This window comes from Curtobacterium sp. 9128 (assembly GCF_900086645.1).
In the GTDB taxonomy this organism is placed as follows: domain Bacteria; phylum Actinomycetota; class Actinomycetes; order Actinomycetales; family Microbacteriaceae; genus Curtobacterium.
Window position 1 is genome coordinate 3,189,392 of record NZ_LT576451.1, and the last position, 25,434, is coordinate 3,214,825.

Genomic DNA, 25,434 nt, shown 5'->3' on the forward strand with positions numbered 1-25,434 from the left:
CCGTTCGCCAAGGACTGCCACCGAAGGGGTGGACAGACCTGTCGCCGATACCCGCGAGTCCTCTAGGCTGACTCCGCGGCACGCCCGGGACGGACGGGCCGCGGGGACGAGGAGAGCAGTGGTGGGGGAAACGACGGCGCCGGCGACGGCGATCACGGACCGGGGGACGTACGACGTCTTGGTCCGGCCACGGGCTGCACTCGTCCGCTCCACCGCGCTGAGCATCGTCTTCTCGGCGGTGCCCCTGGCCGTCGCACTGGTGTGGGTGTCGTTCCCGTTGCAGATCTGGGCCGTCGTCGCCAGCGTGGTCGTCGTTATCGGCGGCCTGGTCGGTCTCCTGTTCATCCGCCTGCGGTCGGCGTTCGTCGGCCTCGGTCCCGACGGCGTCACCGTGCGCGGCGTGCTGACCCCGCATTGGACCGTCGCCCGTGAAACCGTTGCGGGCGTGGTGCTCGCGACGACGTTCGGCAGCTCCGTCGATCGCACCTCGCGGGAGCTCGTCGCGCTCGACGCGGAGGGCACGCGCCTGTTCCGGATGCGGGCCGACGTGTGGGGCGACACCGGTCTCGAGCAGATCGTCGACGGTCTCGGCGTGCAGGTGACCGAGCTCGGACGTCCGCTGTCCACGCGCGAGTTCAGCCGACGCCACCCCGCCGTCCGAACCCGCCGACGCTGACGCCGACGCAGGGTCGCCCGACGCACAAAAGCGCCGAGCGCCGAGCGCCCGGACGACCTACCGCCGACGACGCAGGGTCGAGAAGATCCCCTGCACCACCTCTTTCGCGATCGAGCCGCCGAGCCCGCCACCGAGCAGCTCGGACAGCGGGTCGTCCGCCTTCCGCGAGGTCGACGTCCGCGACGACGTGCTCCGTGACCGTCGGGTCTGCGCAGCCCGCTCCGCCTTCTCGAACTCGCGCTGCGTCCGCTCGTACTCCTTCTGTGCCGCTGCCCGATCGCGTGCTTCCTGCTTCGCCTGCGCCGCGGCCTCCTTCGCGGCGGTGGCCGCGGCGCGTGCGGCTTCCTTCTCCGCCTCAGCCGCAGCGGCGGCCGCGGCTTCCTGTGCGTCCGCGGCAGCAGCCTGCGCGGCAGCCGCCTCCATCCGACGGGCCAGCATCTCGTGCGCCGAGTCGGGGTCGACGCGGGTGCCGTAGGTGGCGAGGAGCGGGGACGAGGCGACCCGTGCCTCCATCTCGGCCGACGGCATCGGGTCCATCGACCCCTGCGGCGCGCGGAGGCGCGTCCACGCCACCGGGGTCGGTGCGCCCTTCTCGTTCATCACGGTGACGATCGCCTCGCCGGTGGCCAGCGACGTCAGGACCTCCCCCAGGTCGTACTCGCTCGTGGGGTACGTCGACACGGTGGCCCGCAGCGCCTTGGCGTCGTCGGGGGTGTGCGCCCGGAGCTGGTGCTGGATGCGGGAGCCTAGCTGGGCGAGCACGTCGTTCGGGACGTCCTTCGGGGTCTGCGTGACGAAGAAGATCCCGACGCCCTTCGACCGGATCAGCCGGACCGTGCGGACGATCTGTTCGGTGAAGTCCTTCGAGGCGCCGCTGAAGAGCAGGTGTGCCTCGTCGAAGAAGAACACGAGCTTCGGCTTGTCCTGGTCGCCGACCTCCGGCAGCTCGTTGAACAGGTCGGCGAGGAGCCACATCAGGAACGTGGAGAAGACCTCCGGCTGGTCCTGCACCCCCGGTACCTCGAGCAGGCTCACGATCCCCCGGCCGTCCGCGGCGGTCCGGAGGAAGACCTGCGTGTCGATCTCGGGCTCCCCGAAGAACTGGTCGGCCCCCTGGTCCGCGAAGGTGATGAGCTCGCGGAGGATCACGCCTGCCGTCTGCTTCGACAGCCCACCGAGTTCGGCGAGCTCCGGTTTGCCCTCGTCACTCACCAGGAACGTCAGGACGGCCCGGAGGTCGGACAGGTCGACCAGCGGCAGCCCGGCCCGCTCGGCGTAGTGGAAGACCAGCCCGAGCGACGACTCCTGCGTGTCGTTCAGCCCGAGGACCTTCGACAGCAGCAGCGGCCCGAAGCCCGAGACGGTCGCCCGGATCGGCACGCCGGTGCCCTGCCCGCCGAGCGAGTAGAACTCCGCCTGGCTCGCCGCCGGGGTCCAGTCCTGGCCGATGCCAGCGGTCCGTGCCAACAGCTTCTCGTTGCCGGTCCCGACCACCGCGAGCCCGGACAGGTCGCCCTTGATGTCGGCGGCGAACACCGGGACGCCGTTCGCGGCGATCTGCTCGGCGAGCACCTGCAGGGTCCTGGTCTTGCCCGTCCCGGTCGCGCCGGCCACCAGGCCGTGCCGGTTGAGCATGCCGAGTGGGATGCGCACCTGCACGTCCGGCAGGGGGTCGCCGTTGACCAGGGCGCCGAGCTCGAGGGCGCTGCCGTCGACGGTGTAGCCGTCGCGGATCGCCGCGACGGACGCTTCACCCAGCGGCCCGCTCGGGGCGCCACCCGGTTCCGCCTCGGCGGTCGCCCCGAGGGTTGCCCCGACGGTCGCCCCGACGGTCGCTCCGACGGGAGGCTCGGCGCCGGTCACCGGGGCGGCCGGCGGTGTCACGGCAACCGGCTCCGGAGCCGGGTCGGCCGCCAGCGGAGGCTCCGCGTCCGGGGTGAGCGGGGCCTCCTGACCGGTGGGAGCCGGGGACTCGGCAACCGCGGGCTCTGCATCGGGCGTGAGCGCCGTTTGCTCGAGCGCCTTCGCGAGTTCCTCGGCACGCGCCGCTGCTTCGTCCGCGAGGCGTCGTGCCTCTTCCGCTGCTGCCCGCGCTGCCTCGGCTGCGGCCCGTGCCTGCTCCACCACGTCGCTCATGGACACAGCCTATGGACGCGTGCGCCGCCGCGGTACGGTCCTGCGGGAACCCCGATCCAGAACGACAAGATCGTCGTCGCACGACATCGATCTCGTCGTTCCGAGTCGACCGCGGGAGCGCAGCGCCGCCTCTCCGACCGGCGACACTCAGTGGGTGAGCGCCGGCACCGTCCGCGGGCGCACGACGGCCCACAGCAGCACGATCGCGACCGCCGAGGTGCACGCCATCACGGCCGCCATCGGCGCAGCCTGCGAGATGCCGAGCCATCCGACGATCGGCGAGATGAGCCCGGCGACCCCGAAGTTCAGGGCGCCGAGCACGGAGGCAGCGGTCCCCGCCTCCTTGCCGTGGGCGGCCAGGCCGATCACCTGCACGAGCGGGAACGAGAACCCGCAGGCCGCGATGAAGAACCACAGCGGGACGAGCACACCGACGAGCCCGGCGCCGAGCAGGTCGAGCACGATGATCGCGACCGCCGCCAGGAAGAGCGTCGCGGTCGAGCACGCCAGGATCCACTGCGGTCCGACGCGCTGCGCGATCCGCGACGAGATCTGCACCCCGACGACGACACCGACGGAGTTGACCGCGAAGAGCAGCCCGTACTGCTGGGCGTCCAACCCGAAGACGTCCTGGAACAGGAACGGCGACGCGCTGAGGTAGGAGAACAGCCCGCTGAAGACCATCGCCCCGATGAGTGCGACCCCGACGAAGATCCGGTCGGAGAACAGGGCGCGGTAGCGCTGCCCCATCGTCGAGTGGCCGGCCTCGTGCCGACGGGCGGGCGGCAGCGTCTCCACGATGAGCAGGATCGACGCGATCACGACGGCCAGGCCGTAGCAGGCGAGGAACACGAAGATCCCACGCCAGCTGACGAACCGCAGCATCTGGGAACCGATGAGCGGCGCGAGGATCGGCGCGAGGCCGTTCACCATCGCGAGCCTGGACAGCATCCGGACGAGGGGCTTGCCGCCGAACAGGTCGCGGACGGTGGCCATCGCGACCACACCACCGGCAGCAGCACCCATGCCCTGCAGCACGCGGAAGACGGCGAGCACCTCGATGTTCGGCGCCATCGCCGCGCAGATCGACGCCGCGATGTGCACCGTCGTGGCGATGATGAGCGGCAGTCGGCGACCGACCTTGTCGCTCCACGGGCCGACGAGCAGCTGGCCGAACGCGAAGCCGATCGTGGTCGCGGTCAGGGTGAGCTGCACGGCGCCGTCGGTGACCCCGAACTGGTCCTTCAGGGACGGGAACGCCGGCAGGTACAGGTCGATCGTGAACGGCCCGAGCGCGGTCAGCGCACCGAGCACGAACACGTACACGAGGCGCTGGGCGCGGGAGAGCGAGTCTCCCGGGTGGAGGATGACGGTGAGCGAACCAGTGGTCGCGGGCGCGGTCACGGCAGAGTCCTTCGACGATGAGGGGTGGTGGGGAGAGGTGATCGCGGGATCGATCGAATCGATTCGTCCGCGGAACCATCCTAGGGGCGGGTCCGCACGCGCCGCATCCGTCGCCGTTCGTTGCCGCGTGTCGTCGTGGTCGACACGGTGCCGCTCCCCTGACCTGCGGTACCGTCGGAGGGCTCGGGAGCCTCCGGGCGGACTCGTACCGGAAGAGGGGGTGGGCGTCATGGTGGACGCTCGGATCCTGCACACCACGGCCGCGCTGCGCGAGGCGATCCTCCGGCTCGCCGCCGACCGCCCCGTCTCCGAGATCACGGTGGCCGACGTCACGCGCGCCGCCGGGATCAACCGTGCCACGTTCTACTCACACGCCGTCTCCCCCGGCTCGCTGCTCGCCGACGTGCTCACCCCGGAGCTCGACCGCATCCGCGACGACGACGCCGAGGCGCGCCGGGTCGCCTCCGACCGGGGTGCGAGCCGCGACGAACTCGCCGCGATCACCCGCAAGGGCATCAACGCCGTCGTCGAGCACGTCGTCACGCACCGTGACATCTACGGCAAGGCACTCCCCGACCCGAACGACGGCTCGCTCCACCGGCTGCTCGTCGAGCACTTCACGGTGTCGAGCGCGCTGCACATCCGGGAGCTCGACCAGGCCACGCGCCCGGAGCTCCTCGACGACGTCGCGGCTGGCTTCGTCGCCCAGGGGTTCGTCGGCGCGATCGAGGCCTGGCTCGCCGGGCCCCGACGTGCCCGCAAGGCCCTCGTCGACACCATCACCGCGTCCTTCCCGACGTGGTGGAGCTGACCGCAGCCGTTCCGCGCGTACGAAGCAGTTCCGCGCGTAGGAAGCCGATTTTCCCCGCCTCCTACGCGCGATTCGGCTTCCTACTGCGCGCGTGATGGGTCGGAACGTGCGCGCACGGCGGACGGGAGGCTCGTGGCGGGGTCGCCACGAGCCTCCCGTCCGGCCCGCGGTCGCGACCAGAGCGGCCGACCTGCGTCAGTCGGTGGCCGGCTTCTCGCCCCGCTGGAGCGACGTCACGGCGTCGACCGACTGCTCGACGAGGTCGGCGTCGGAGTCCGTCCCGGTGATGCTGTAGTCGGACGACACCCCGTCACCGCCGGTGCCGCTGGCGGGGACCGCGCCGTCGAGACCGACCACGACCACGCCCGCGTCGTGCGCTGTCTGCAGGACCCCGGTCAACGCCGAGGGGTCGTCGGCCTGCACGAGCAGCGCCTTCGCTCCCGTGCGCACGAGGTCCCGCACCGCGGTCCGCTGCGATCCCGCCGGGTCGTCCGCGTCGGCGACCCGCACGTCGGGTCGGAAGCCCGCCTCGGTCAGCGAGGTGCGGAACCGGTCGGGCAGCGATGCACCGCCACCGGCCGGCGTGGCTCCTTCCGGGAGCAGCACGACCCCGACGACGGCGTGCTGGTCGAACCCGCCGTCCGAGCTGGTGAGGTCCGTGCTCTTGACCGGCGTCGGCGCGACCGAGGTCGTCCCGCTGCACCCGGCGAGCACGAACACCGCGCTCACCAGGGCGGCGGCGGCCAGGATGCGACGCACGGTTCCTCCTCGACGTGGGTCTGCCACGCTACCCGTTCCCGGCGGACGACGGAGGCGGCACCGGACCGAGTCGGCGGACGGCGAACCACCCGACGAGCGCGATGACGGTCATCGCGGCGAACACGAGGGAGAACGCCGTGGCGTCGTTCCGTCCACCCGAGGCGGTGAACAGCAACCCGGCGACGGCGAGCCCCACCACGCTGCCGGCCGCGTCCGCGATCGTCAGGGCGGAGCTCGCGAACCCGTCGTCCCCCTCGCTCGAGAACCGGAGCGTCAGCATCGAGGTGCGCGGGTACGCGACGCCCATCCCGGCGCCACCGACGAACCAACCGGCCACGAGCACCCACACCGGCAGGTCCCACGCCGCCACCGCGAATGCCGCGACCAGACTGACGACGACGAGGCCGAGCCCGACGCCGAACGCCCACGCCGCGGTGAACCGACGCTCCCCCAACCGCCCGTGCACCCAGCTCGCGCCGGCCCAGCTGAGCGCCGCGACGGTCAGCGCCAGCCCGGCCGCGGACGGCGAGAGCCCGTGCTGCGCCTGCAGGAGGAACGGCACGTACGCCTCGGCACCGAAGAACCCCGCGGCGAGGACGCCGCGGAGCAGCACCACCGACGGCAGACCGGGCGCGGCGGTCAGGGTGCGGCGCGGCAGCAGCGGACGCAGGGCGACCCAGGCGCCGACGAGCCCGACGACCACCGCGGCGATGCGTGGGACGACCGGCAGGTCCGGAGCGACGTTGAGCAGGAGGACGGCGACAGCGGCCGCGACGGACCACGCGATCCGCCCGCGCTGCCACGGTGGGCGGAGTGCAGCGGCCGGCGGGTGGAGCCGTCCGAGGGTCGGCACGAGCAGGCTGAACGCGACGACGGCGATCACGAGCGCCCCGGCGAACACCCAGTGCCAGCTGGAGAGCTCCGTGACGAACCCGGCGAGCGCCGGTCCGACGAGCGCCGGGACCACCCACGCCGCGGCGAACCCGGCGAACACGGGACCGTGCAGCTCCGCGGGGAAGATCCGCGCGACCAGGACGTAGAGCACCACGTCGATCGCGCCGGCGCCGAAGCCCTCGACCAGACGACCGGCGAGGAACACCGGCATCGTCGGCGCGAGCATGACGATCGCGGTCCCGACGGCGAAGAGCGCCGCGGACACCCACGCCACCACGCGGCCACCCGCCCGGTCCGTCCAGTTGCCGGCGAGCACCATCCCCGGGACGCCGGCGGCGAGCGGTGCCGCGAAGCTCAGCGAGTACAGCGTCTCCCCGTGCAGGTCGCGGCTGATCTCCGGCATGATCGTCGTCATCGCCAGGTTCTGGAACGCGGCGACGGCCACGATCGCGACCATCCCGATCGTCGGGAGGGCGTACCCCCTGCTGAACAGGGTCGTCCTCGTCGGCGTCGTGGCGGTCACCCGCCCAGGCTAGCGGGGACCGGAGGGACCGCGAGTCGGAGGCGGAGCGCCTGCCGGACGTCGGCGCAGGGTCAGCGGCGCAGCGCCTGCCGGACGTCCGCGACCAGGTCACCGGCGTCCTCGATGCCGACCGACAGGCGCACGATGTTCTCCGGGACCTCGAGCTCGGTGCCCCTCACGGACGCGTGGGTCATCTCGCTCGGGTAGCCGATGAGCGACTCCACCCCGCCGAGCGACTCGGCGAGCGCGAACACCTCCGTCGACTCGGCGAACCGCTTCGCCGCCTCCGGACCACCCGCGAGCGCGACCGAGAGCATCCCGCCGAACCCGCGCATCTGCCGGGCGGCGACGTCGTGCCCGGGGTGGTCGGTGAGCCCCGGGTAGTAGACGTGCTCCACCGCGGGGTCGCCGACGAGCGCCTCGGCGACGGCCTGCGCGTTCTGCGAGTGCCGCTCCATCCGGACCGCGAGGGTCTTGATGCCGCGGATCGTCAGCCAGGCGTCGAACGGCGACGAGATCGCACCGGCGCCGAACTGCAGGAACTGGACCTTGTCGGCGAGCTCCTGGTCCCGCAGCACGATCGCCCCGCCGACGACGTCGGAGTGTCCGCCGAGGTACTTCGTGGTGGAGTACGCGACGACGTCCGCGCCGAGGGCGAGCGGCTGCTGGAGGTACGGCGACGCGAAGGTGTTGTCGACGACCACGAGCGCACCGGCGTCGTGTCCGACGGCGGCGAGCGCCTCGATGTCGGCGATCTTCATGAGCGGGTTCGTCGGGGTCTCGACCCACAGCACGGTCGACGCCGGCGCGTCCTGCAGTGCGGCACGGACCCGGTCGAGGTCGCTCATGTCGACGACGACGAGTTCGACACCCCACGGTACGTGCAGCCGGTTCACGAGCCGGTGCGTGCCGCCGTAGACGTCGTTGCCCATGACGACGCGCGAACCCGGCGTCAGCGTGGCGCGGAGGAGGGCGTCCTCGGCGGCCAGGCCGGACGAGAACGAGTACGCGGCGACGCCACCGTCGAGGTCGGCGAGCAGGGTCTGCAGGGAGTCACGCGTCGGGTTGCCGGATCGGGAGTACTCGTAGCCGTTCCGCATCTGCCCGATACCGTCCTGCACGTAGGTCGACGTCAGGTGGAGCGGCGGGATGACGGCGCCGGTGGGCCCGTCAGGCTCCTGGCCGGCGTGGATGGCGCGGGTGCTGAACTCGGTCATGTGCTTTCTCCAGGTCGCAACGGGAGGCTCGGATCGCGTCGGTCGCGCACCGCACGGTGGGTGCGCTGCCGTGCTCACTCGGACAGGTAGGTGAGCAGGTCGTGCCGGGTGAGCACGGTGACGGGCTTGCCGTCCTCGACGACGAGGAGCGCGTCGGCGGACTCCAGCGCCCGCCGGGCCGCCGACACGGACTCGCCGACGCCGATGAGCGGCAGCGGGTCCCCGACGAAGGCGGTGAGCGCGTCGGCCATCTTCGCGGCACCGGTGAAGACCTGCTCGAGGAGTGCCTTCTCCTCCACAGCGCCGACGACCTCGCCGATGACGACGGGCGGCTCGGCGCTCAGCACGGGCATCTGCGAGACGCCGTACTTGGTCATGATGTCGACGACCTCGCGGACGGTGTCCGACGGGTGCGCGTGGACGAGGTCGGGCAGGCGTCCGTCCTTGCCGGCGATGAGCGACCCGACGGTCCGGGCGTCGTCGGTCTCCGCGAACCCGTAGGAACGCATCCAGCGGTCGTTGAAGATCTTGCCGAGGTAGCCGCGCCCGCCGTCCGGCAGGAGCACCACGACGACGTCGTCCTCGGTCAGGTCCTGCGCAGCACGGAGCGCCGCGACGACGGCCATGCCGCTCGAGCCGCCGACTAGCAGGCCCTCCTCACGCGCCAGGCGACGGGTCATCGCGAACGAGTCGGCGTCCGACACCGCGATGATCTCGTCGGGGACCTCGGGGTCGTACGCCGACGGCCAGAAGTCCTCGCCGACGCCCTCGACCAGGTACGGACGACCGGTGCCGCCGGAGTAGACGGAGCCCTCGGGGTCCGCGCCGACGATCCGCACGCGGCCGTCCGACGCCTCCTTCAGGAAGCGCCCGGTGCCCGTGATGGTGCCCCCGGTGCCGACGCCGGCGACGAAGTGGGTGATGCGCTCGTCGGTGTCGCGCCAGATCTCCGGACCGGTGGTCTCGTAGTGACTGCGCGGCCCGTTCGGGTTCGCGTACTGGTTCGGCTTGTAGGCACCGGGGATCTCCTGCACCAGCCGGTCGGACACCGAGTAGTACGACTCCGGGTGCTCCGGCGGGACGGCCGTCGGCGTGACGACGATCTCGGCGCCGTAGGCGGTGAGCACGTTGCGCTTGTCCTCGCCGACCTTGTCCGGCAGCACGAACACGCACCGGTACCCGCGCTGCTGGGCGACGAGGGCCAGCCCGACGCCGGTGTTGCCCGACGTGGGCTCGACGATGGTGCCGCCCGGCTGCAGGTCACCGGAGGCTTCGGCGGTGTCGAGGATCCGCGTGGCGATGCGGTCCTTCGACGACCCGCCGGGGTTCAGGTACTCCACCTTCACCAGCACCGTGGCGCGAATGCCCTCGGTGACGCGGTTCAGCCGGACCAGGGGGGTGTCGCCGACGAGGTCGACGACGGAGTTCGCATAACGCACGCATCGAGTCTACGGACTGCCTCCCTGTGCGAGTCAGCATGTGTCGGGCTGGGCCCACGCCGCCGGTACCGGCGCGACGCGCCAGCGGCGTGCCGGCCATGCCGATGGGGGGAGGCACGGTGCCAGCTGGCACCGAGCCTCCAGTCCGGAACGGAGCGCGACCGAGCCGCTGCCGCAGCTCGCCGGGTCAGCTCGCCACGGCGCGGAGCTGCGCGATCCGCGCCTCGAGCGCGTCGGCGACGTCCTGGTGCCGTCGGTCGATGACCGCACCGATGTCCTTCGCGAGTTGCGGCGACGACCGCACGATGGTGTCGATCGCCTCGACCGGGACCACGAGCACCGTCACCTCGGTCAGGGCGACCTGGTTGGTCTGCACGACCTCCCGCGTCAGCGCGGTCTGCCCGACGTAGTCGCCTGCTTCGACCCTGGACGCCGGGAGCTGCTCGTCCTCGAACGGGACGCGGAGCTCGACGCTGCCGGACAGGACGAACCGCAGTGCCCGCGGGACGACTCCCGGGCGCATGATCGTCTCCCCCGCCGCGTACCGCTCGAGCCGCACGACGGGGCGCAGGGCGATCGCGTCGTCGGCGCCCAGGTAGAGCGTCGGCGCGATCGTGTCCACGGCGGCGTCACGGCGCTCGTCGGTGACGAAGTCGTCCGTGGTGTCGCCGTCGAGCCCGAGCCCGGCACGACGTGCGGCGTACCAGAGCCACAGCCGGAACACGGCGAGCGCGTCGCCCTCCTGCGACGGCCCGCGCACCTCGAACGACACCGAGTAGGCAGCCCCGCCCATCGGCACCGCTGACGGCGTCGTGCCCGGGTACTTCTGCGGGAGTTCCGCCGCGATGCGCTGGAGCAGCGCCACGACGGCCGCCGGCGGGTCGTCGGTCGTGAAGGTGACCTCGGTCGACACCGGGAACGTGCCGCCCGTGCGGGACAGGTTCGTGAACGACGCCCCCGCGAGCGACGAGTTCGGCATGATCAGGATGCCGTTGCCGGTGTCGATGTGCACCGACCGCCAGTTCACCTCGACGACCCGGCCCCGCGCGCCGCCGGCATCGAGCCAGTCGCCCAGACGGAACGGCTGCTCGAACAGCAGGAACAGGCCGGCGATGACCGGACCGACCGCGGACTGCAGCGCGAGGCCGATGACGAGCGACCCGACGCCGAGCGCCGTGAAGATGCCGCCGACGTCCGCGTTCCAGACGAGCTTGAAGACCAGCGCGAGCCCGAGGGCGATGAGCACGATCCTGGCGATGTCGACGAAGATCGACGGGATCTTCTCGCGCCAGGTTCCCTTCCTGGCGTTCGTGAACAGCATGATGTTGAGGCCGTTGAGCACGAAGATGATCACGAGGAACCCGAGGACGGTCCCGATGATCCGGTTCGCCGTCACCTCCTTCGGGTCGACCGCCTCGGTGACCTGCGTCGACAGGATGAAGATCGCGATGAGCGGGACGACCGCGTTCCGGAGCAGCCCGATGATCTTGTGCAGGTCGTTGCCACGCCGCTGCAGGTTCGACTGCCACTCGGTGAGGACGAGCAGCACGACGGGCAGCCCGATGATCACGACGATCGCCGGCCAGAACCAGTCCTGCTGCCAGAACGGGGTCATCGCGCACTCCTGACGAACTTCCACACCCGCTGCGGGCCGCCCTGCGTCTCGACGAGGCCGGCCTCTTCCAGGTCGTTCCGGTCGCCGAGCTTGTCGACCACCCGCTGCGTCGCGAAGACCCCTGGTGTCGGCGCGATGCCCTGCACCCGGAAGGCCAGGCTGACGGCGTCGCCCCACATGTCGTAGATCAGGCTCGACTTGCCGACCAGGCCGCTCGTCACCTCACCGGTGTCGATGCCGGCCCTGAGGCCGATCGATGCGCCGTTCTGCGCGTTGAACCGGTCGATCACGGCCTGCGCGTCCGCGGTGAAGTCGACGACCCTGCGGACGTTGTCCACCCGGGGCACCGACAGGCCGCAGCTCGCCAGGTACCCGCTCCTCGTCGACCGCACGCGTTCGACGCCGTGGCGCTGTGCGGCGTCGTCGAAGGACCGCCAGACGTCGTTCACGAGCGCGAGGGACTCCTCCGCCGACAGGTCCCTCGCGAAGTCGTCGAACCCGATGATGTCGGCGTAGACCACCGCGACGTCCTGGTGGTCAGCTGCGATCGTCTGGTCGCCCTGCTTGTACCGCTTGGCGACCTCGTCCGGCATCATCGTCCGCAGCAGCGCGTCGTTCTGCCGTCGCTGGTCGTCGAGCAGGTCCTGCTTGACCTTGAGGCTCCGGCTCATGTCGTTGAATGCGAGCCCGAGGTCGCCGATCTCGTCGCCCTGCTTCGCGCGGACCTCGACGCCGATCTCGCCCGCGCTCACGCGGTTGACCGCGGTCTGCAGCCGTCGGATCGGCCGGACGAACACCTGCGCGAGCAGCAGCGACAGCAGGGACACCAGCACGATGATCCCGACCAGGGCGAGCCCGATGTTCCTGGTGAGCTCGTTGATCGGCGCGAACGCCTCTGACGTGTCCATCTGCGCGACCACCACCCAGCGCAGGCCGTCCACCTCGAGCGGGGCGTAGGCCGCGAGGGTCTCCTTGCCGCGGTAGTCGTCCGCGACCACCGTGCCGGTCTTGCCCTGCAGGGCACGGGTCACCGGCGTGGTGTTCACCTGCTGGAGCAGGACCGACCCCTTGACCTGCAGCTCGCGCTTCGCCGTCGCCGGAGCGGTGCCGGCCGAGACCACGTCCCGCTCGTACTGCTTCGGGTGCTCGAGCAGCTGACGCGGGTACGACCGCATCAGGTCGTCGTCGCCGACGAGGTACGACTCACCGGTGTCCCCGAGGCCGTCCTTCGCCCAGTGCTGGTCGCCCGTCATGACCTGGTTGATCAGGTCGACGGGCACCTGGACGGCCATGACGCCGATGATCTTGCCGTCCTCGCCGACCGGCGACATCACCCAGAGGGTCGGCACGTTGAGGCTCGGCACGTACCGCGCGAAGTCCGTCACCACGATGTCGTCCGAACTCGTCAGCTGCAGCGCCTCCTTGTACCCGGTCGCCAGGTTCGAGTCTCGGTAGGGCCCGTCCTCGACGTTCGTGCCGAGGTCGGCACCCGCGTAGGCGGAGTAGACCACGTTGCCGTTCGTGTCCATCAGCGCGAGGTCCTCGTAGCCCTGTGCCTCGACGATCTGCCGGAAGTACGGCTGGTACTCGGCGTGCGCGGCGGACCAGGAGCTGCCGTCGCCTGCGTCGTCCTGCTTGATGGCCTTGTCGTAGTCGTCGAACGGCGCCGTGTACTTCGCCTGCAGGTACGCCTGCGGGTCCTGGGTCGGTGCGAACTGCTCCGGGTTCGCCGTCCCTCCGCTGCGGGCATCGAGCTGCGGGACGAAGGTGTCCCGGTACCAGCCGTCGACCTTGCTCCGGTCGCTCGCCGACACCGGGGTGTCCTGCAAGTCGTCCCATCCCGACGTGAACGCCTTCGTGGCGCCGATGACGCTCGCGTTGCGGCTCTGCGACACCACCGTCTGGGTGAACTGGTTGAACGATCGCTTCAGTTCTGTGATGCGCGACTCCCGCAGCGACGTCACCTGGTTGAGCGCCGCGGTCTGGAGGGCGTTCCGGCCGTTCACGTACCCGACGGCCCCGATCACCAGGGCCGCCAGCACACTGACACCGAGGAGCATCACCAGCAGCTTCGACTGGATGTCGAGCGAGCCGGTGGTGAGGAACCGGCGCCAGCGACCCTTGCGGCGTGCCGGCTGGTCGGTCACCCGGATCGAACCCGTGCCGGTCCCGGGTTCTGCTGGCGGGATCGGGTCCGCGTCGGGGGCTGCTGGAGGGACTGCTGTCACAGGAACTCCGATCAGGAGGCACGGCGATCGCGTGCGCAGGGAACCGGTGGTGCAGCGCCGCAGGATCGGCGTTCAATCACAAGTACCACGTGCGCAACACGCGTGTCAGCAGTTGCTCCGGGTTGCGTCCGGTTGCACCGGTGTCACGCGTCGATGGCGCCGGTTGCCGCCTCGATCGGGGTGTTCTGCTGGAGGTGCAGCATCGCGTAGATGCCGTCGAGCGCCAGCAGTTCGTCGTGCGTGCCCTGCTCCACGATCCGACCGTGATCGAGCACGAAGATCACGTCGGCGTCGCGCACGGTGGAGAGCCGGTGCGCGATCGAGATCGTGGTGCGCCCCTGTGCAGCGGCGTCGAGGGCCGTCTGCACGACGCGTTCGGAGATGGAGTCGAGCGCACTCGTCGCTTCGTCGAGCACCAGGACCGGCGGGTCCTTGAGCATGACCCGCGCGATCGCGATGCGCTGCTTCTCGCCGCCCGACAGTCGGTAGCCACGCTCCCCGACCACGGTGTCGTACCCGTCGGGGAACGACGCGATCGTCTCGTGGATGTTCGCTGCGCGAGCCGCACGCTCGAGTTCCTCGTCCGTGGCGTCGGGTTTGGCGTAGCGGAGGTTGTCGCCGATCGTGGCGTGGAACAGGTAGGTCTCCTGGCTGACGATCCCGACGTGCCGCATCAGGTCCTCGTGCTCGAGGTCACGGACGTCGGCGCCGGCGAACCGCACCGAGCCCTTCGTCGCCTCGTAGAGCCGCGGGACGAGGTACGAGACGGTGGTCTTGCCGGCACCGGACGGCCCGACGAACGCGGCGAACTGCCCGGGTTCGAGCTCGAACGAGACCCCGCGGAGCGTCGGCTTGTCGGCTTCACCGTCCGGGTAGGTGAACGTCACGTCGTCGAAGGCGACGTGGCCCACGCGGGTCTCGTCGACCTTGCCGGCCGTCGGCGAGTCCGTGATCGCCGGCTTCAGGTCGAGGTACTCGAAGATGCGGGCGAACAGCGCGCCGGAGGTCTGCAGGTCGAGGACGACGCGCAGCAGCCCCACGGTCGGGAACAGCAGCCGAGACTGCACGGTCGTGAACGCGACGATCGTGCCGGCCGTGATCGGGACGCCGCCGAGGATCAGGTAGGCGGCGACGAGGTAGATGATCGCCGGGATGATCGACAGGAAGATCTGCACGATCGCGAAGAACCACTGGCCGGACATCTGCTGCCGGACCTGCAGCGCGATCTGGTTGCGGTTCTCATCGCCGTAGCGGTGGGTCTCGCTGCGCTGCTGGTTGAAGCTCTTGGCGAGCAGGATGCCCGAGACGCTCAGGGCTTCCTGCGTGATGGCGGTCATGTCGGAGAGCGACTCCTGCGTCTGCCCGGCGATCTTCGCCCGGACCTGACCGACCTTGCGCTGGGCGATGACCAGGAACGGCAGCAGGACGACCGCCACGAGGGTCATCTGCCAGCTCAGCAGGAGCATCGCGACCACCGCCGCGATCACCGTGACGGTGTTGCCGAGCACCGACGAGATCGTGTTGTTCAGCACGCTCGCGACGCCACCGACGTCGTTCTGCAGGCGCGACTGGATCACCCCGGTCTTGGTGCGGGTGAAGAAGGCGAGCTCCATCCGCTGCAGGTGGGCGAACAGGCGCATGCGCATCGCGCCCATCACCTTGTTGCCCACCGTCGCCGTGAGGTACGTCTGCCACACGCCGACGCCGGCGCTGGCGATCCACAGGACGACCATCGCGGTCACCAGCCAGAACAGCACCGGGATGTCCGGCGTCCCCGACTTCGGGAACAGCCCGAGGTCGAACGCCTTCTGCGTCAGGAGCGGCGGGATCACCGAGAGGGCCGCCCCGATGAGCACGAGCACGACCGTGAAGACGATCGACCGACGGTGCGGGACGAAGAGGCCGGCGATGCGTCGCAGCAGGTGCGGGATCCGTGGCGCCTCGGCGTTGGCGGCCTTCTGCGCGTCGTAGTCGCCGCTCGAGATCCGGCCGCCGCGACCGCCGCCGCCACCGCCGCGCATCCCCGGCATGCTCATCGCGAGGGTCCTTCCGCCCGGTGCCCACCGGACGGTGCGCTCACTCGAGCAAATGTATCCCCGGGCCCCGACGTCGGGACGCCACCTGCACGGATCCGTGGAATTGACCCCCATCCGGGGCCGTGCGAGCATGATCCGTCCCGTTCCCCGCACCACGAGGTCCCATGTCGTCCGCGCCGTCCCGCCCCGCAACGTCCCTGCGTCACCAGCTCGCGCGACGGAAGCCGATCGACCAGCTGCAGTCCGAGTCCACGACCGGCGTGAACGGGGAGCCGCTCCGCCGGACGCTCGGTGTCTGGCACCTGACGATGATCAGCGTCGGGGCGACGCTCGGCACCGGCATCCTCGTCGTCCTCGGTACCGCGGTGCCGCTCGCCGGGCCTGCGGTGTGGATCTCCTTCGTGCTCGCCGGCGTCGCGGCGCTGCTGTCGGCGCTGTCCTACGCGGAGATGGCCGGCGCCGTCCCGACCTCCGGCTCCAGCTACTCGTACACCTACGCCACCATGGGCGAGGGGATCGCCTGGGTCTGCGGGTGGTGTCTGGTGCTCGAGTACGCCGTCTCGGTGGCGGCCGTCGCGGTCGGTGCGAGCGAGTACGTCGACGAGACCCTCAAGGTGTTCGGGCTGCACCTGCCGACCGCGCTGGCCGCTCCCCCCGGCGAGGGCGGACTGGTCAACCTGCCGGCGGCGGCGCTCGTGCTCATCGCCACCGCGATCCTGATCCCCGGTGCCCGCGAGAGCGCCTGGGTGAACACGCTGATGGTCGTCGTGAAGATCGCGCTGCTGGTGTTCTTCGTCGCCGTGGCCTTCACGGCGTTCCGGACCCAGAACTTCGAGCCGCTCGCCCCGATGGGAGCCGCGGGTGTGACCGCTGCGGCATCACGACTGTTCTTCTCCTACATCGGGTTCGACGCCGCGTCCACCGCGGGCGACGAGGCGAAGAACCCCCGCCGTGACCTCCCCCGCGCGATCATCGGGTCGATCGCGCTCATCACCGCGCTCTACATCCTCGTGGCCATCGCCGCGATCGGTGCCCGGCCGTGGACGTCGTTCTCGTCCACCGAGGCGTCCCTGGTCCGCATCGTCGTCGACGTGACCGGCCAGCCGCTCGTCGCCCTCGTCTTCTCGATCGGTGCCGTCATCGCGATCGCGAGCGTCGTGCTGACGGTGCTCTACGGACAGACCCGCATCCTGCTGACCATGGCGCGCGACGGACTGGTCCCGCGGGTGTTCGGGCGGGTCTCGCGGCGCACGGGTACCCCGATCGCGAACACCCTGATCATCGGCATCGTCGTGACGATCGTCGCCGCCCTGGTACCGCTCGGCGAACTCGCCGACGCGACGAGCATCGGCACGCTCGTGGCGTTCGCGCTCGTGAACGTCTCGGTGATCATCCTGCGCCGGTCGCAGCCGGACCTCGAGCGGTCCTACCGGGTGCCCCTGTTCCCGGTCGTCCCGATCCTCGGTGCGCTGTGCTGCGTCCTGCTCGCCGTGTTCCTCGGCATCGGCACGTGGATCGCCTTCGGCATCTGGATGGTCGCCGGCGCCGCGCTCTACCTGCTCTACGGCCGCCGCCACAGCACCCTGTCCTGACCGCGGCGCTGCCGCGCGGCCCTTCCGCGAAAGCGACAGGTTCCCGCCCGCACTCGGCGGCACCCTGTCGCTCGTGCGCACCGGACAATTCGACGATGTCGAAACGTGTCGCTTCGGCGTCACACGGAGATGTCACCGACATGGCACCCCCTGCTGCCGGAACAGCGCCCGGAGCCGCTCCGGCGCGACGAGGTGGGACCAAGTGACCCGAACGAACCGACGCACCTCGGCCCTCGCACGGAGGCGGTCCTCGCGACGCTTCTCGTCCCAGAGGACATCACGCGGGGCTCTTCCCGCGAGCATCACGGGGTCGTCGTACTTCTGACGGCCGTCGAACTCGACGACGATGCCCAGTCGTGGCAACCAGAAGTCGACGCGATCGACGGTTCCGTCAGGCGCGACGAACTCGTGCTGGGGCTCGAGGTCGGGGCAGCCGAGTTCCGCTGCGCGGGCCGCGAGGTACGACTCACCGACGGACTCGTGTCGAACGTCCGCGATCTCGAGGGCGTGCTCGAGCCGCACCGATCCCCACGGACCCGTCTCCGCGGCGATCTGCTCGAGTTCCGCGGCCGACACGCCCCTTCGGAGTGCGTCGTCGATGACCACGACGGCCGCCGACAACGAACTCCGACGAGCGAGTTCCACCACCGTCCATGCGCGTGACGAGAACGGCACACCCCAGAACAGGCGCCCGTCTGCCCCGACGTGTCCGGCGTGCAGCGTCAGACCGACACGGTGGACGTCGTGGTCGAGCGACGGCACGACCGCACGGACCCGGTCCGGCCACGGATCGAGTCTGGGGAAGCCGAGGATCGCAGCCGCCGAGTCGAGCGCGAACAGGGCGCCTGGTCTCAGAAGCGGGATCACCGCCCGCATCCGGACGAGGTGCCGAGAACGACCGTCGAGCGCCTCCCACTGGTTGCGCTCGACGTACACACCGTGCCGTATCCGGACGAGTTCGTCGGCCGCACGTCGCCGCTGGAGATGTCGCGCTGCAGCACGGTCGAGCGAGGTGGTTCGGAAGAGGTCGATGTCACGAGCTGTGCACATACCCGCACGCTGTCGCCCTGGCGGACCGAGTTGGCGCGCTGTCCAGCGATCTGTGGACTGATCGTCCGCCCCGGACGATGTGGAGTCTGACGTCAACCCGACGCTGTGCCGCGTGGTCCCATTGTCACTGCCGCCGAAGCGACTTCCACCCGCAAGACTTCGGCGGCAGACTGTCGCTTTCGCGGAAGGACGCCGCCGGCAGCCGTCCGCGCCCAGCCGCCGCCCGCGCCGCCCACGCGCCCGCCGCCCCCGCACACGACGAAGGCCGCCACCCCGAGGGGCAGCGGCCTTCGTGACCGGATCGGTCGAACTTATGCGAGCTCGATCGTGGCGCCGGCGGCCTCGAGGGCCTCCTTCGCCTTGTCGGCCGTCTCCTTGTTCGCACCCTCGAGGATCTTCGCGTCGGCGGTCTCGACGAGCGCCTTGGCCTCGCCCAGGCCGAGCGACGTGAGGCCACGGACCTCCTTGATGACCTGGATCTTCTTGTCACCGGCGGACTTGAGGATGACGTCGAACTCGGTCTTCTCCTCAGCGGCCTCGGCCGGAGCGGCAGCGCCGGCCGGAGCGGCAGCGGCGACCGGGGCGGCCGCGGTGACCTCGAAGACCTCTTCGAACTTCTTCACGAAGTCCGAGAGCTCGATGAGCGTGAGCTCCTTGAAGGCCTCGATGAGCTCGTCCTGCGAAAGCTTCGCCATGATTTTCTCCTACTACTTACTGATGCGTGGTGTGGTTGTGGAACGCGAGCCTGATCAGGCCGCGGACTCCTGCTTCTCGCGGAGGGCGTCCACCGTGCGGACGGCCTGCGAGAGGGGTGCGTTGAACAGGTACGCAGCACCGAACAGCGAGGCCTTGAAGGCGCCGGCGAGCTTGCCGAGCAGAACTTCACGGGACTCGAGGTCGGCGAGCTTGTCCACCTCGGTCGCGGTGAGCGGGTTACCGTCGAAGTAACCGCCCTTCACCACGAGCTCGGGGTTCGCCTTGGCGAATGCACGCAGCGACTTCGCGACGGCGACGGTGTCACCGTGGACGAAGGCGAGAGCGGACGGACCGGCGAGCTCGTCGTCGAACGACGAGATGCCGGCGTTGTTCGCCGCGATCTTGGTCAGCGTGTTCTTCACCACGGCGTACGTGGCGTGCTCACGGATCGAGTTGCGGAGCTCCTTGAGCTGCGCGACCGTGAGACCGCGGTACTCGGTGAGCAGAACGGCGTTCGAGCTACGGAAGGACTCCGTGAGCTCGGCGACCGCAGCTTCCTTGTTCGCCATGGTTCTCCTTGGGGTTCTTGCCGGTAGCCCCAGGTCCCGAACTGTGACGAACACAGCCACCACATGAAAAAAGCTCCGGCGCAGAGGCTCGGAGCTGCTCCCCCGCGAACGGATGGAGAGGTTCTGAACACCTGCGCGGGTTGCCTCATGGATGAGGACCTTCGCTTGCTGCGCGAGCGCAGCAAGAACCGGCGGTCTTTGGCTTCGAGAACTGTACCAGATGCAGTGGTCGCCACCAACCACCGGACGGGAGGCTCGGTGCGGCCTGGCACCGGTCCTCCCGTCCGTCAGCTGGCGCGGTCCGACCCACAACGCCCGCCCTGGAAAGCCGAATCGCGCGTAGGTGCCCGGAAAATCCGACCTCCTACGCGCGATTCGACCCCCTACGCGCGATTCGGCACGTCGGACCAGGCGCCAGCAGCACCAGCCGCGTCGGGTACCGGCTCCGCGGGCAGGTGCACCGTGAACACGGTGTTCCCCGGCTCGCTGGCCACGTCCACGGATCCACCGTGGGCCTGCACGACCGCGTCCACGATCGCGAGCCCGAGGCCCGTCGACCCGGCGGTGCGGGACCGCGAGCTGTCCGCACGGGCGAAGCGCTCGAACAGCTTCGGGAGGAACTCGGGGTCGATCCCCTGGCCGGTGTCCCGCACGGTCAGGTCGACGCCACCCTGGACCGGAGCGATCCCCACGGTGATGCGGGTGCCGTCCGGCGTGTGGGTCCTGGCGTTCGTGACGAGGTTCACGATGACCTGGTGGAGCCTCGCGGCGTCACCGAGCACCACGACGGGCGACGACGGCACGTCCACGTCGATCGGGTGCTCAGGGGACGCGGCGTGGGCATCGTTCACGGCATCGAAGACCAGCCCGGTCAGGTCGACGTCGTCGAACTGGATCTCGCGGCCTTCGTCGAGCCGGGCGAGGAGCAGCAGGTCCTCGACCATCGAGGTCATCCGGACCGACTCCGACTCGATCCGGCTCATCGCGTAGACGACGTCCGGCGGCAGGTCCCCACCCATCCGCCGGGTGAGTTCGGCGTACCCGCGGACCGACGCCAGCGGGGTGCGCAGCTCGTGCGAGGCGTCCGCGACGAACTGCCGCACCTTCTGCTCCGAGCGCTCGCGGGCCTGCATGGCGCCGCCGATGTGCCCGAGCATGCGGTTGAACGCACTGCCGACGCGGCCGACCTCGGTGCGGGGATCGGTGTCCGGCACCCGGACGCCGTCGAGGGCGTCGCTCCGCTCCAGGGGCATCCTGGCGACGGCCGAGGCGGTCTCGGCGACCCGCTCGAGCGGCCGCAGCGATCGCCGGACGACCACCGCAGCGACGATCGACGCGGCGATCAGCGCGCCACCGACGACGACGATCACGACCCAGAGCAGTGACCACACGCTCTGGTAGACGGGCGACATCGGCAGACCGACCACGAGCACGGCGTCGTCGAGGTAGCCGTTGTCGACGCGGACGGCGGCGACCCGGTAGCTCCCGGTGCTGCCGAGGCCGATCGTCGCGGGTGCCACACCGACCTTCACCTGACCGAGTCGCTGCAACTGGTCCGTCGACAGGGACGTGGGCGACCCGTCGTCCTGGATGACGATGCCGCCGGCACGACCGTTGGTGAAGTAGTAGGCGGTCAGGGTCCCCGCCGCCTGCCCGGCCGGCCGCAGGACGTCGTCGCCGGGCGGCTGGTCGGTCTGGCCCTGCCCGAACTTGTTCGTGGCACGCTTCGTCGCGGTCTGCAGCTGCTGGTCGATCGCGCCGGTCTGGATCGAGGCGAGCGCGATGATGCTCCCGGCACCGATCACCGCGCTGACGGCGACGACCAGGGCGACGATGCTCAGGACGAGTCGACGGCGGAGGGTCACGGGAGTCTCAGGAGACGGGCTTGATGACGTAGCCCACGCCACGCACCGTGTGGATCATCGGCTGCTCGCCGGCGTCGATCTTCTTGCGCAGGTAGGAGATGTAGATCTCGACGACCGAGGACTTGCCGCCGAAGTCGTACGACCACACGCGGTCGAGGATCTGCGCCTTCGAGAGCACACGACGCGGGTTGCGCATCAGGAAGCGGAGGAGCTCGAACTCGGTGGCGGTCAGCTCGATGGAACGGCCGGCGCGGGAGACCTCGTACGACTCCTCGTCGAGGACCAGGTCACCGACGACGATCCGCGAGTCGCCGGCCTCGGAGACGGAGATCTGCGAGCGGCGGATGAGCCCACGGAGCCTGGCGACGACCTCCTCCAGCGAGAACGGCTTCGTGACGTAGTCGTCGCCGCCCGCGGTCAGGCCGGTGACCCGGTCCTCGACGGAGTCCTTCGCGGTGAGGAACAGCACCGGGGTGTCGTCGTTGTTCTGCCGGAGTCGGCTCAGCACCTGCAGCCCGTCGAGGTCCGGCATCATCACGTCGAGCACCATCGCGTCCGGCTTGAACTCGCGCGCCTTGGCGAGCGCGTCCTGCCCGCCGTTCGCGCTCGTGACGTCCCAGCCCTCGTAGCGGAGGGCCATCGACAGGAGGTCGGTGAGGCTGGCCTCGTCGTCGACGACGAGGATGCGCAACGGCGAACCGTCGGCACGCGTGAGGCGCGGGGCTGCGGAGGGCTGGGAGATGGTCACGTCTTCGAGTATCGAGAGTTTCCTATGAAGCGTCTGAGACGGACCGAAGTGCCGTCTGTGGATGATCCGGCAGGATTCCACGGGTGCCGCCCGTAGCGTCGAGGCATGATCCGTTCCACGGCATGGCCGACCGACGCGTCCGGCGTCGACACCGCGCGTCTCGAGGAGGCCGCCGGGAGGCTCGGCTCGTCCCCGGCGGACCGGCTCGCGTTCACCAGGTGGGTCGCCACCACCACCGCACCCCTGACCGCGGGCACGGCCGGTCCGGTGTTCGCCACGCTCGCCGCCGTCGCGGCCGCGGACGTCGCACTCGCCCGCACGGTCGAGCCGCACCTCGACGCGCTCGGGATCCTCGCGCAGGCCGGGGTCGACGTCCCCGAGGGATCCACGTGGGGCGTGTTCGCCGCCGAGGCACCGGGGCTGCGGCTCGAGGTCGACGACGCCGGTGTCCTGACCGGGACGAAACCGTGGTGCTCACTGGCCTCGGTGCTCTCGCACGCGCTGGTCACGGCACACCGCGGCGACGAGCGGCAGTTGTTCGCCGTCGACCTGCGACATGCGGGCGTCACCACGCACGACGAGGCCTGGGTCGCGCGCGGGATGCCCGACGTGCCGAGCGGACCCATCGACTTCGACGAGGTTCCGGCCGAACCGGTCGGTGATCCCGGCTGGTACCTCGACCGGCCGGGGTTCGCCTGGGGTGGGATCGGCGTCGCGGCCTGCTGGTGGGGTGGTGCCGTGGGGCTCGCCCGGATGCTCCGCGCACACCTCGCATCGCGCCCGGACGCCGAGCTGCTGCGGGTTGCGCTCGGCGCCGTCGTGGCGGACCTCGCCGACGCGGAGGACGCCATCGCCGGCGCCGCCGCCGCGATCGACGCCGAGCGGGACGAGGACTGGGCGCTCGTGGCGCAGACCGTCCGGTCGCGTGTCCGTCGTGCCGTGGACGACGTGCACACACGGGTCGTCGGGGCGCTCGGTCCCGCGCCGCTGACGTCCGACCCGGCGATCGCCGCCCGCGTGGCCGACCTCGAGCTCTACGTCCTGCAGGACCACGGCGACCGGGACCTCGCGCGCATCGGCCGGATGGTCGTCGAGCGTGGCGGTGTCGCATGGTGAGCTTCGACCACCGGCAGCCCGGCACCGACCCCGCAGCCTGGTCGGCGTTCCTCGCCTCCGTCCCCGCCGGACCGGTCAACGTCGCCGCGTACGCGTCCGTCGTGGTCGTCGCGCCGCACCCCGACGACGAGACGCTCGGCGCCGGCGGGCTCATCGCGACCGCAGCGGACGCCGGTGTCCCCGTGCACGTCGTCCTGGTGTCGCTCGGCGAGGGGTCGCACCCGGACTCCCCCACCACGACGGCCGCCGAACTCGCCGACACCCGTGCGTCGGAGTTCCGAGCGGCGCTCGGGACCCTCCACCCGTCCGTCACGTCGGAGTTCCTCGGGGTGCCGGACGTCGGCCTCCGCGAGCAGCCCGACACGCTGCGCGACGCGCTCGTCGCCCGACTCGACGCCGCACCGGCACGAACGCTCCTCGTCGCACCGTGGCGCGGGGACGGGCATCGTGACCACCGGGTCGCCGGCGAGGTCGCCGAGGCCGTCGTGCACGAGCGTGACGACGTCGACCTGCTGTCCTACCCGATCTGGGCGTGGCACTGGGACGACCCGACCGCGTCGGCGGCGCCGTGGGGCGATGCCCGGGCGCTCGCACTGTCCGCGGCCGTGCTCGACCGGAAGCGCCGTGCCCTCGCCGCGTACCGGTCCCAGGTGGAGCCGCTCTCGCCGGCGCCCGGCGACGAGGCGATCGTGGACGAGCGGCACGCGGAGCACCACCTGACACCGACGGAGTGGTCCTTCGGGATGGCGCGGTCGCGGTCGCGCGAGTCCTTCGACGCCCACTACGAACGGAAGCCGGAGGGCTGGGACTTCGACGGCTCCTGGTACGAGCGACGCAAGCGCGCCGTGACCCTGGCGGCGTTGCCCCGCGAGCGGTACCGGTCCGCGCTCGAGATCGGTTGCGCGACCGGCGTGCTCACCGCGGCGCTGACCGACCGGGCCGACGACGTCCTCGGCACCGACATCGCCGCAGCACCCCTGGAACGAGCGCGAGCACGGGCCCCTCGTGCACGGTTCCTGCAGGCGGCGCTCCCGGACGAGTGGCCGGCGGGGACGTGGGACCTCGTGGTCATGTCCGAGGTCGGCTACTACCTCTCCCCTGCTGACCTCGACCGGACGATCGACCTCGTGCTGGACTCCCTCGCCGACGACGGTGTCCTCGTCGCCTGCCACTGGCGACACCCGGACGACGAAGCGGTCTCGAGCGGCGACGTCGTGGACGAACGGCTCCGCGCACGCTGGCCACGTCCCGCGCTCGTCCGGCACGTCGAGGACGACTTCGTGCTGACGGTCATGCCCGGTGCCGACGTCCGCTCGGTCGCGCGCGACGAAGGACTCGTCCGGTGACCGGCCGCATCGACGTCGTCGTGCCCGCCCACGACGAGGAGGACCGCCTCGCCGCCTGTCTCGACGCGCTCCGCACCGCGACGAGCCGGCTCGCAGCAGAACGCCCGGACGTCTCGGTCGGTGTGACCGTCGTGCTGGACGGGTGCACGGACGGCAGCGCGGCGATCGCACGGTCGTACGGCGTCGCGGTCATCGAGACGCCGCACGTCGGTGTCGGACGAGCCAGGTCCCTCGGCGTCGCGCACGCCGTGCGAGTCGCCGGCGACCCCGACGCCGTCACGCACTGGCTCGCCCACACCGATGCCGACTCCCGGGTCGACGCCTCGTGGCTCGTCCAGCAGGCCGACGCGCTCGCCCGCGGGGCCCACGTGCTCGTCGGTGCCGTCGTCCCGGACCCGGACGACCTGGACCCGGTCGTCCTCGCCCGCTGGACCACGGCGCACCCGCCCGGTGCCGCACTCGGTCACGTGCACGGCGCCAACCTCGGGGTGCTCGCCGCCGCGTACCGCGTGCTCGGCGGCTTCGACCCGGTCCCCGAGCACGAGGACGTCCGCCTGGTCGAGCGTGCCCGTGCCCTCGGACTCCGCGTCGAAGCGACGATCGAGGCACCGGTCGTGACGAGCGGACGGTTCGCCGGGCGGACGCCTGGCGGGTACGCCGAACACCTCCGCCAGACCTACGGCGACGCGTCCTGAGCAGCACTTAGACACCTCA

The 25,434-nt window shown here is 70.9% G+C and carries 20 protein-coding genes; 6 read left to right on the forward strand and 14 right to left on the reverse strand.

Annotation, left to right across the window (positions count from 1 at the left end):
• Positions 1-121 precede the first annotated feature (121 nt).
• Positions 122-676 (forward strand): hypothetical protein, encoded by a 555-nt coding sequence (locus QK288_RS15125; RefSeq protein ID WP_281265099.1) that lies wholly within the window; start codon positions 122-124, stop codon positions 674-676.
• A 57-nt stretch (positions 677-733) separates the two neighbouring features.
• On the opposite strand, the gene QK288_RS15130 is transcribed toward QK288_RS15125, so the two are convergent.
• Complete coding sequence (locus QK288_RS15130) at positions 734-2,812, reverse strand: helicase HerA-like domain-containing protein (protein ID WP_281265100.1); 2,079 nt, start codon at positions 2,810-2,812, stop codon at positions 734-736.
• Positions 2,813-2,959: 147 nt separating this feature from the next.
• Complete coding sequence (locus tag QK288_RS15135) at positions 2,960-4,216, reverse strand: multidrug effflux MFS transporter (RefSeq protein ID WP_281265101.1); 1,257 nt, start codon at positions 4,214-4,216, stop codon at positions 2,960-2,962.
• Between the two features lie 229 nt (positions 4,217-4,445).
• Here QK288_RS15135 and QK288_RS15140 point away from each other — a divergent pair, with 229 nt between their 5' ends.
• Positions 4,446-5,027, forward strand: coding sequence for a TetR/AcrR family transcriptional regulator (locus QK288_RS15140; RefSeq protein ID WP_281265102.1), 582 nt, complete (start codon positions 4,446-4,448; stop codon positions 5,025-5,027).
• 195 nt (positions 5,028-5,222) lie between these two features.
• On the opposite strand, the gene QK288_RS15145 is transcribed toward QK288_RS15140, so the two are convergent.
• The 7 genes from QK288_RS15145 to QK288_RS15175 all read right to left on the reverse strand — a co-directional run bounded on the left by QK288_RS15145 (position 5,223) and on the right by QK288_RS15175 (position 15,732).
• Positions 5,223-5,786 (reverse strand): substrate-binding domain-containing protein, encoded by a 564-nt coding sequence (locus QK288_RS15145; protein WP_281265103.1) that lies wholly within the window; start codon positions 5,784-5,786, stop codon positions 5,223-5,225.
• A gap of 28 nt (positions 5,787-5,814) precedes the next feature.
• The gene (locus tag QK288_RS15150) at positions 5,815-7,203 is read right to left on the reverse strand and encodes an MFS transporter (RefSeq protein WP_281265104.1); all 1,389 of its coding nucleotides are present in this window, start codon (positions 7,201-7,203) and stop codon (positions 5,815-5,817) included.
• Between the two features lie 71 nt (positions 7,204-7,274).
• Positions 7,275-8,420: a cystathionine gamma-synthase gene (locus QK288_RS15155; RefSeq protein ID WP_281265105.1), complete on the reverse strand. Its 1,146-nt coding sequence runs from the start codon at positions 8,418-8,420 to the stop codon at positions 7,275-7,277.
• Positions 8,421-8,494: 74 nt separating this feature from the next.
• Complete coding sequence (locus tag QK288_RS15160; protein ID WP_281265106.1) at positions 8,495-9,859, reverse strand: cystathionine beta-synthase; 1,365 nt, start codon at positions 9,857-9,859, stop codon at positions 8,495-8,497.
• 187 nt (positions 9,860-10,046) lie between these two features.
• Entirely contained in the window at positions 10,047-11,474 is a 1,428-nt protein-coding gene (locus QK288_RS15165; protein WP_281265107.1) for a mechanosensitive ion channel domain-containing protein, read from the reverse strand.
• A complete protein-coding gene (locus QK288_RS15170) occupies positions 11,471-13,702 on the reverse strand; it encodes an adenylate/guanylate cyclase domain-containing protein (protein ID WP_281265108.1) in 2,232 nt (743 codons plus the stop codon). Before QK288_RS15170 ends, QK288_RS15165 begins: the two co-directional genes overlap by 4 nt.
• A gap of 143 nt (positions 13,703-13,845) precedes the next feature.
• The gene (locus tag QK288_RS15175) at positions 13,846-15,732 is read right to left on the reverse strand and encodes an ABC transporter ATP-binding protein (protein WP_281267607.1); all 1,887 of its coding nucleotides are present in this window, start codon (positions 15,730-15,732) and stop codon (positions 13,846-13,848) included.
• A gap of 170 nt (positions 15,733-15,902) precedes the next feature.
• On the opposite strand from QK288_RS15175, the gene QK288_RS15180 reads away from it, so the two are divergent.
• Positions 15,903-17,330 carry an amino acid permease gene (locus QK288_RS15180; RefSeq protein WP_281265109.1) on the forward strand — a complete coding sequence of 476 codons (1,428 nt, stop codon included), beginning with the start codon at positions 15,903-15,905 and terminating at the stop codon, positions 17,328-17,330.
• A 132-nt stretch (positions 17,331-17,462) separates the two neighbouring features.
• On the opposite strand, the gene QK288_RS15185 is transcribed toward QK288_RS15180, so the two are convergent.
• From QK288_RS15185 to QK288_RS15205, 5 genes are all read right to left on the reverse strand, one after another.
• Positions 17,463-18,380, reverse strand: coding sequence for a hypothetical protein (locus QK288_RS15185; protein ID WP_281265110.1), 918 nt, complete (start codon positions 18,378-18,380; stop codon positions 17,463-17,465).
• Positions 18,381-18,691: 311 nt separating this feature from the next.
• Positions 18,692-19,075: a 50S ribosomal protein L7/L12 gene (gene rplL, locus QK288_RS15190; protein WP_281265111.1), complete on the reverse strand. Its 384-nt coding sequence runs from the start codon at positions 19,073-19,075 to the stop codon at positions 18,692-18,694.
• Between the two features lie 54 nt (positions 19,076-19,129).
• A complete protein-coding gene (gene rplJ, locus QK288_RS15195) occupies positions 19,130-19,645 on the reverse strand; it encodes a 50S ribosomal protein L10 (RefSeq protein WP_123655473.1) in 516 nt (171 codons plus the stop codon).
• Between the two features lie 383 nt (positions 19,646-20,028).
• Positions 20,029-21,510 carry a HAMP domain-containing sensor histidine kinase gene (locus tag QK288_RS15200; RefSeq protein WP_281265112.1) on the reverse strand — a complete coding sequence of 494 codons (1,482 nt, stop codon included), beginning with the start codon at positions 21,508-21,510 and terminating at the stop codon, positions 20,029-20,031.
• Between the two features lie 7 nt (positions 21,511-21,517).
• The gene (locus tag QK288_RS15205; RefSeq protein ID WP_281265113.1) at positions 21,518-22,258 is read right to left on the reverse strand and encodes a response regulator transcription factor; all 741 of its coding nucleotides are present in this window, start codon (positions 22,256-22,258) and stop codon (positions 21,518-21,520) included.
• 105 nt (positions 22,259-22,363) lie between these two features.
• Between QK288_RS15205 and QK288_RS15210 the strand changes: the two genes are divergently transcribed.
• Genes QK288_RS15210 through QK288_RS15220 form a run of 3 tightly spaced genes read left to right on the forward strand, consistent with a single transcriptional unit; the run spans position 22,364 to position 25,415 of the window.
• The gene (locus QK288_RS15210) at positions 22,364-23,374 is read left to right on the forward strand and encodes an acyl-CoA dehydrogenase (protein WP_281265114.1); all 1,011 of its coding nucleotides are present in this window, start codon (positions 22,364-22,366) and stop codon (positions 23,372-23,374) included.
• The gene (locus QK288_RS15215) at positions 23,368-24,720 is read left to right on the forward strand and encodes a bifunctional PIG-L family deacetylase/class I SAM-dependent methyltransferase (protein WP_281265115.1); all 1,353 of its coding nucleotides are present in this window, start codon (positions 23,368-23,370) and stop codon (positions 24,718-24,720) included. Before QK288_RS15210 ends, QK288_RS15215 begins: the two co-directional genes overlap by 7 nt.
• The gene (locus tag QK288_RS15220; RefSeq protein ID WP_281265116.1) at positions 24,717-25,415 is read left to right on the forward strand and encodes a glycosyltransferase; all 699 of its coding nucleotides are present in this window, start codon (positions 24,717-24,719) and stop codon (positions 25,413-25,415) included. The genes QK288_RS15215 and QK288_RS15220 overlap by 4 nt, the downstream gene beginning before the upstream one ends.
• Positions 25,416-25,434: the final 19 nt, after the last annotated feature.

Coding starts and splice junctions, on each gene's coding strand:
- QK288_RS15130 (WP_281265100.1), bottom strand. CDS start 2,812: ATGAGCGACGTGGTGGAGCAGGCACGGGCCGCAGCCGAGGCAGCGCGG.
- QK288_RS15140 (WP_281265102.1), top strand. CDS start 4,446: ATGGTGGACGCTCGGATCCTGCACACCACGGCCGCGCTGCGCGAGGCG.
- QK288_RS15155 (WP_281265105.1), bottom strand. CDS start 8,420: ATGACCGAGTTCAGCACCCGCGCCATCCACGCCGGCCAGGAGCCTGAC.
- QK288_RS15165 (WP_281265107.1), bottom strand. CDS start 11,474: ATGACCCCGTTCTGGCAGCAGGACTGGTTCTGGCCGGCGATCGTCGTG.
- QK288_RS15175 (WP_281267607.1), bottom strand. CDS start 15,732: ATGCCGGGGATGCGCGGCGGTGGCGGCGGCGGTCGCGGCGGCCGGATC.
- QK288_RS15180 (WP_281265109.1), top strand. CDS start 15,903: ATGTCGTCCGCGCCGTCCCGCCCCGCAACGTCCCTGCGTCACCAGCTC.
- QK288_RS15185 (WP_281265110.1), bottom strand. CDS start 18,380: ATGTGCACAGCTCGTGACATCGACCTCTTCCGAACCACCTCGCTCGAC.
- rplL (WP_281265111.1), bottom strand. CDS start 19,075: ATGGCGAAGCTTTCGCAGGACGAGCTCATCGAGGCCTTCAAGGAGCTC.
- rplJ (WP_123655473.1), bottom strand. CDS start 19,645: ATGGCGAACAAGGAAGCTGCGGTCGCCGAGCTCACGGAGTCCTTCCGT.
- QK288_RS15210 (WP_281265114.1), top strand. CDS start 22,364: ATGATCCGTTCCACGGCATGGCCGACCGACGCGTCCGGCGTCGACACC.
- QK288_RS15215 (WP_281265115.1), top strand. CDS start 23,368: ATGGTGAGCTTCGACCACCGGCAGCCCGGCACCGACCCCGCAGCCTGG.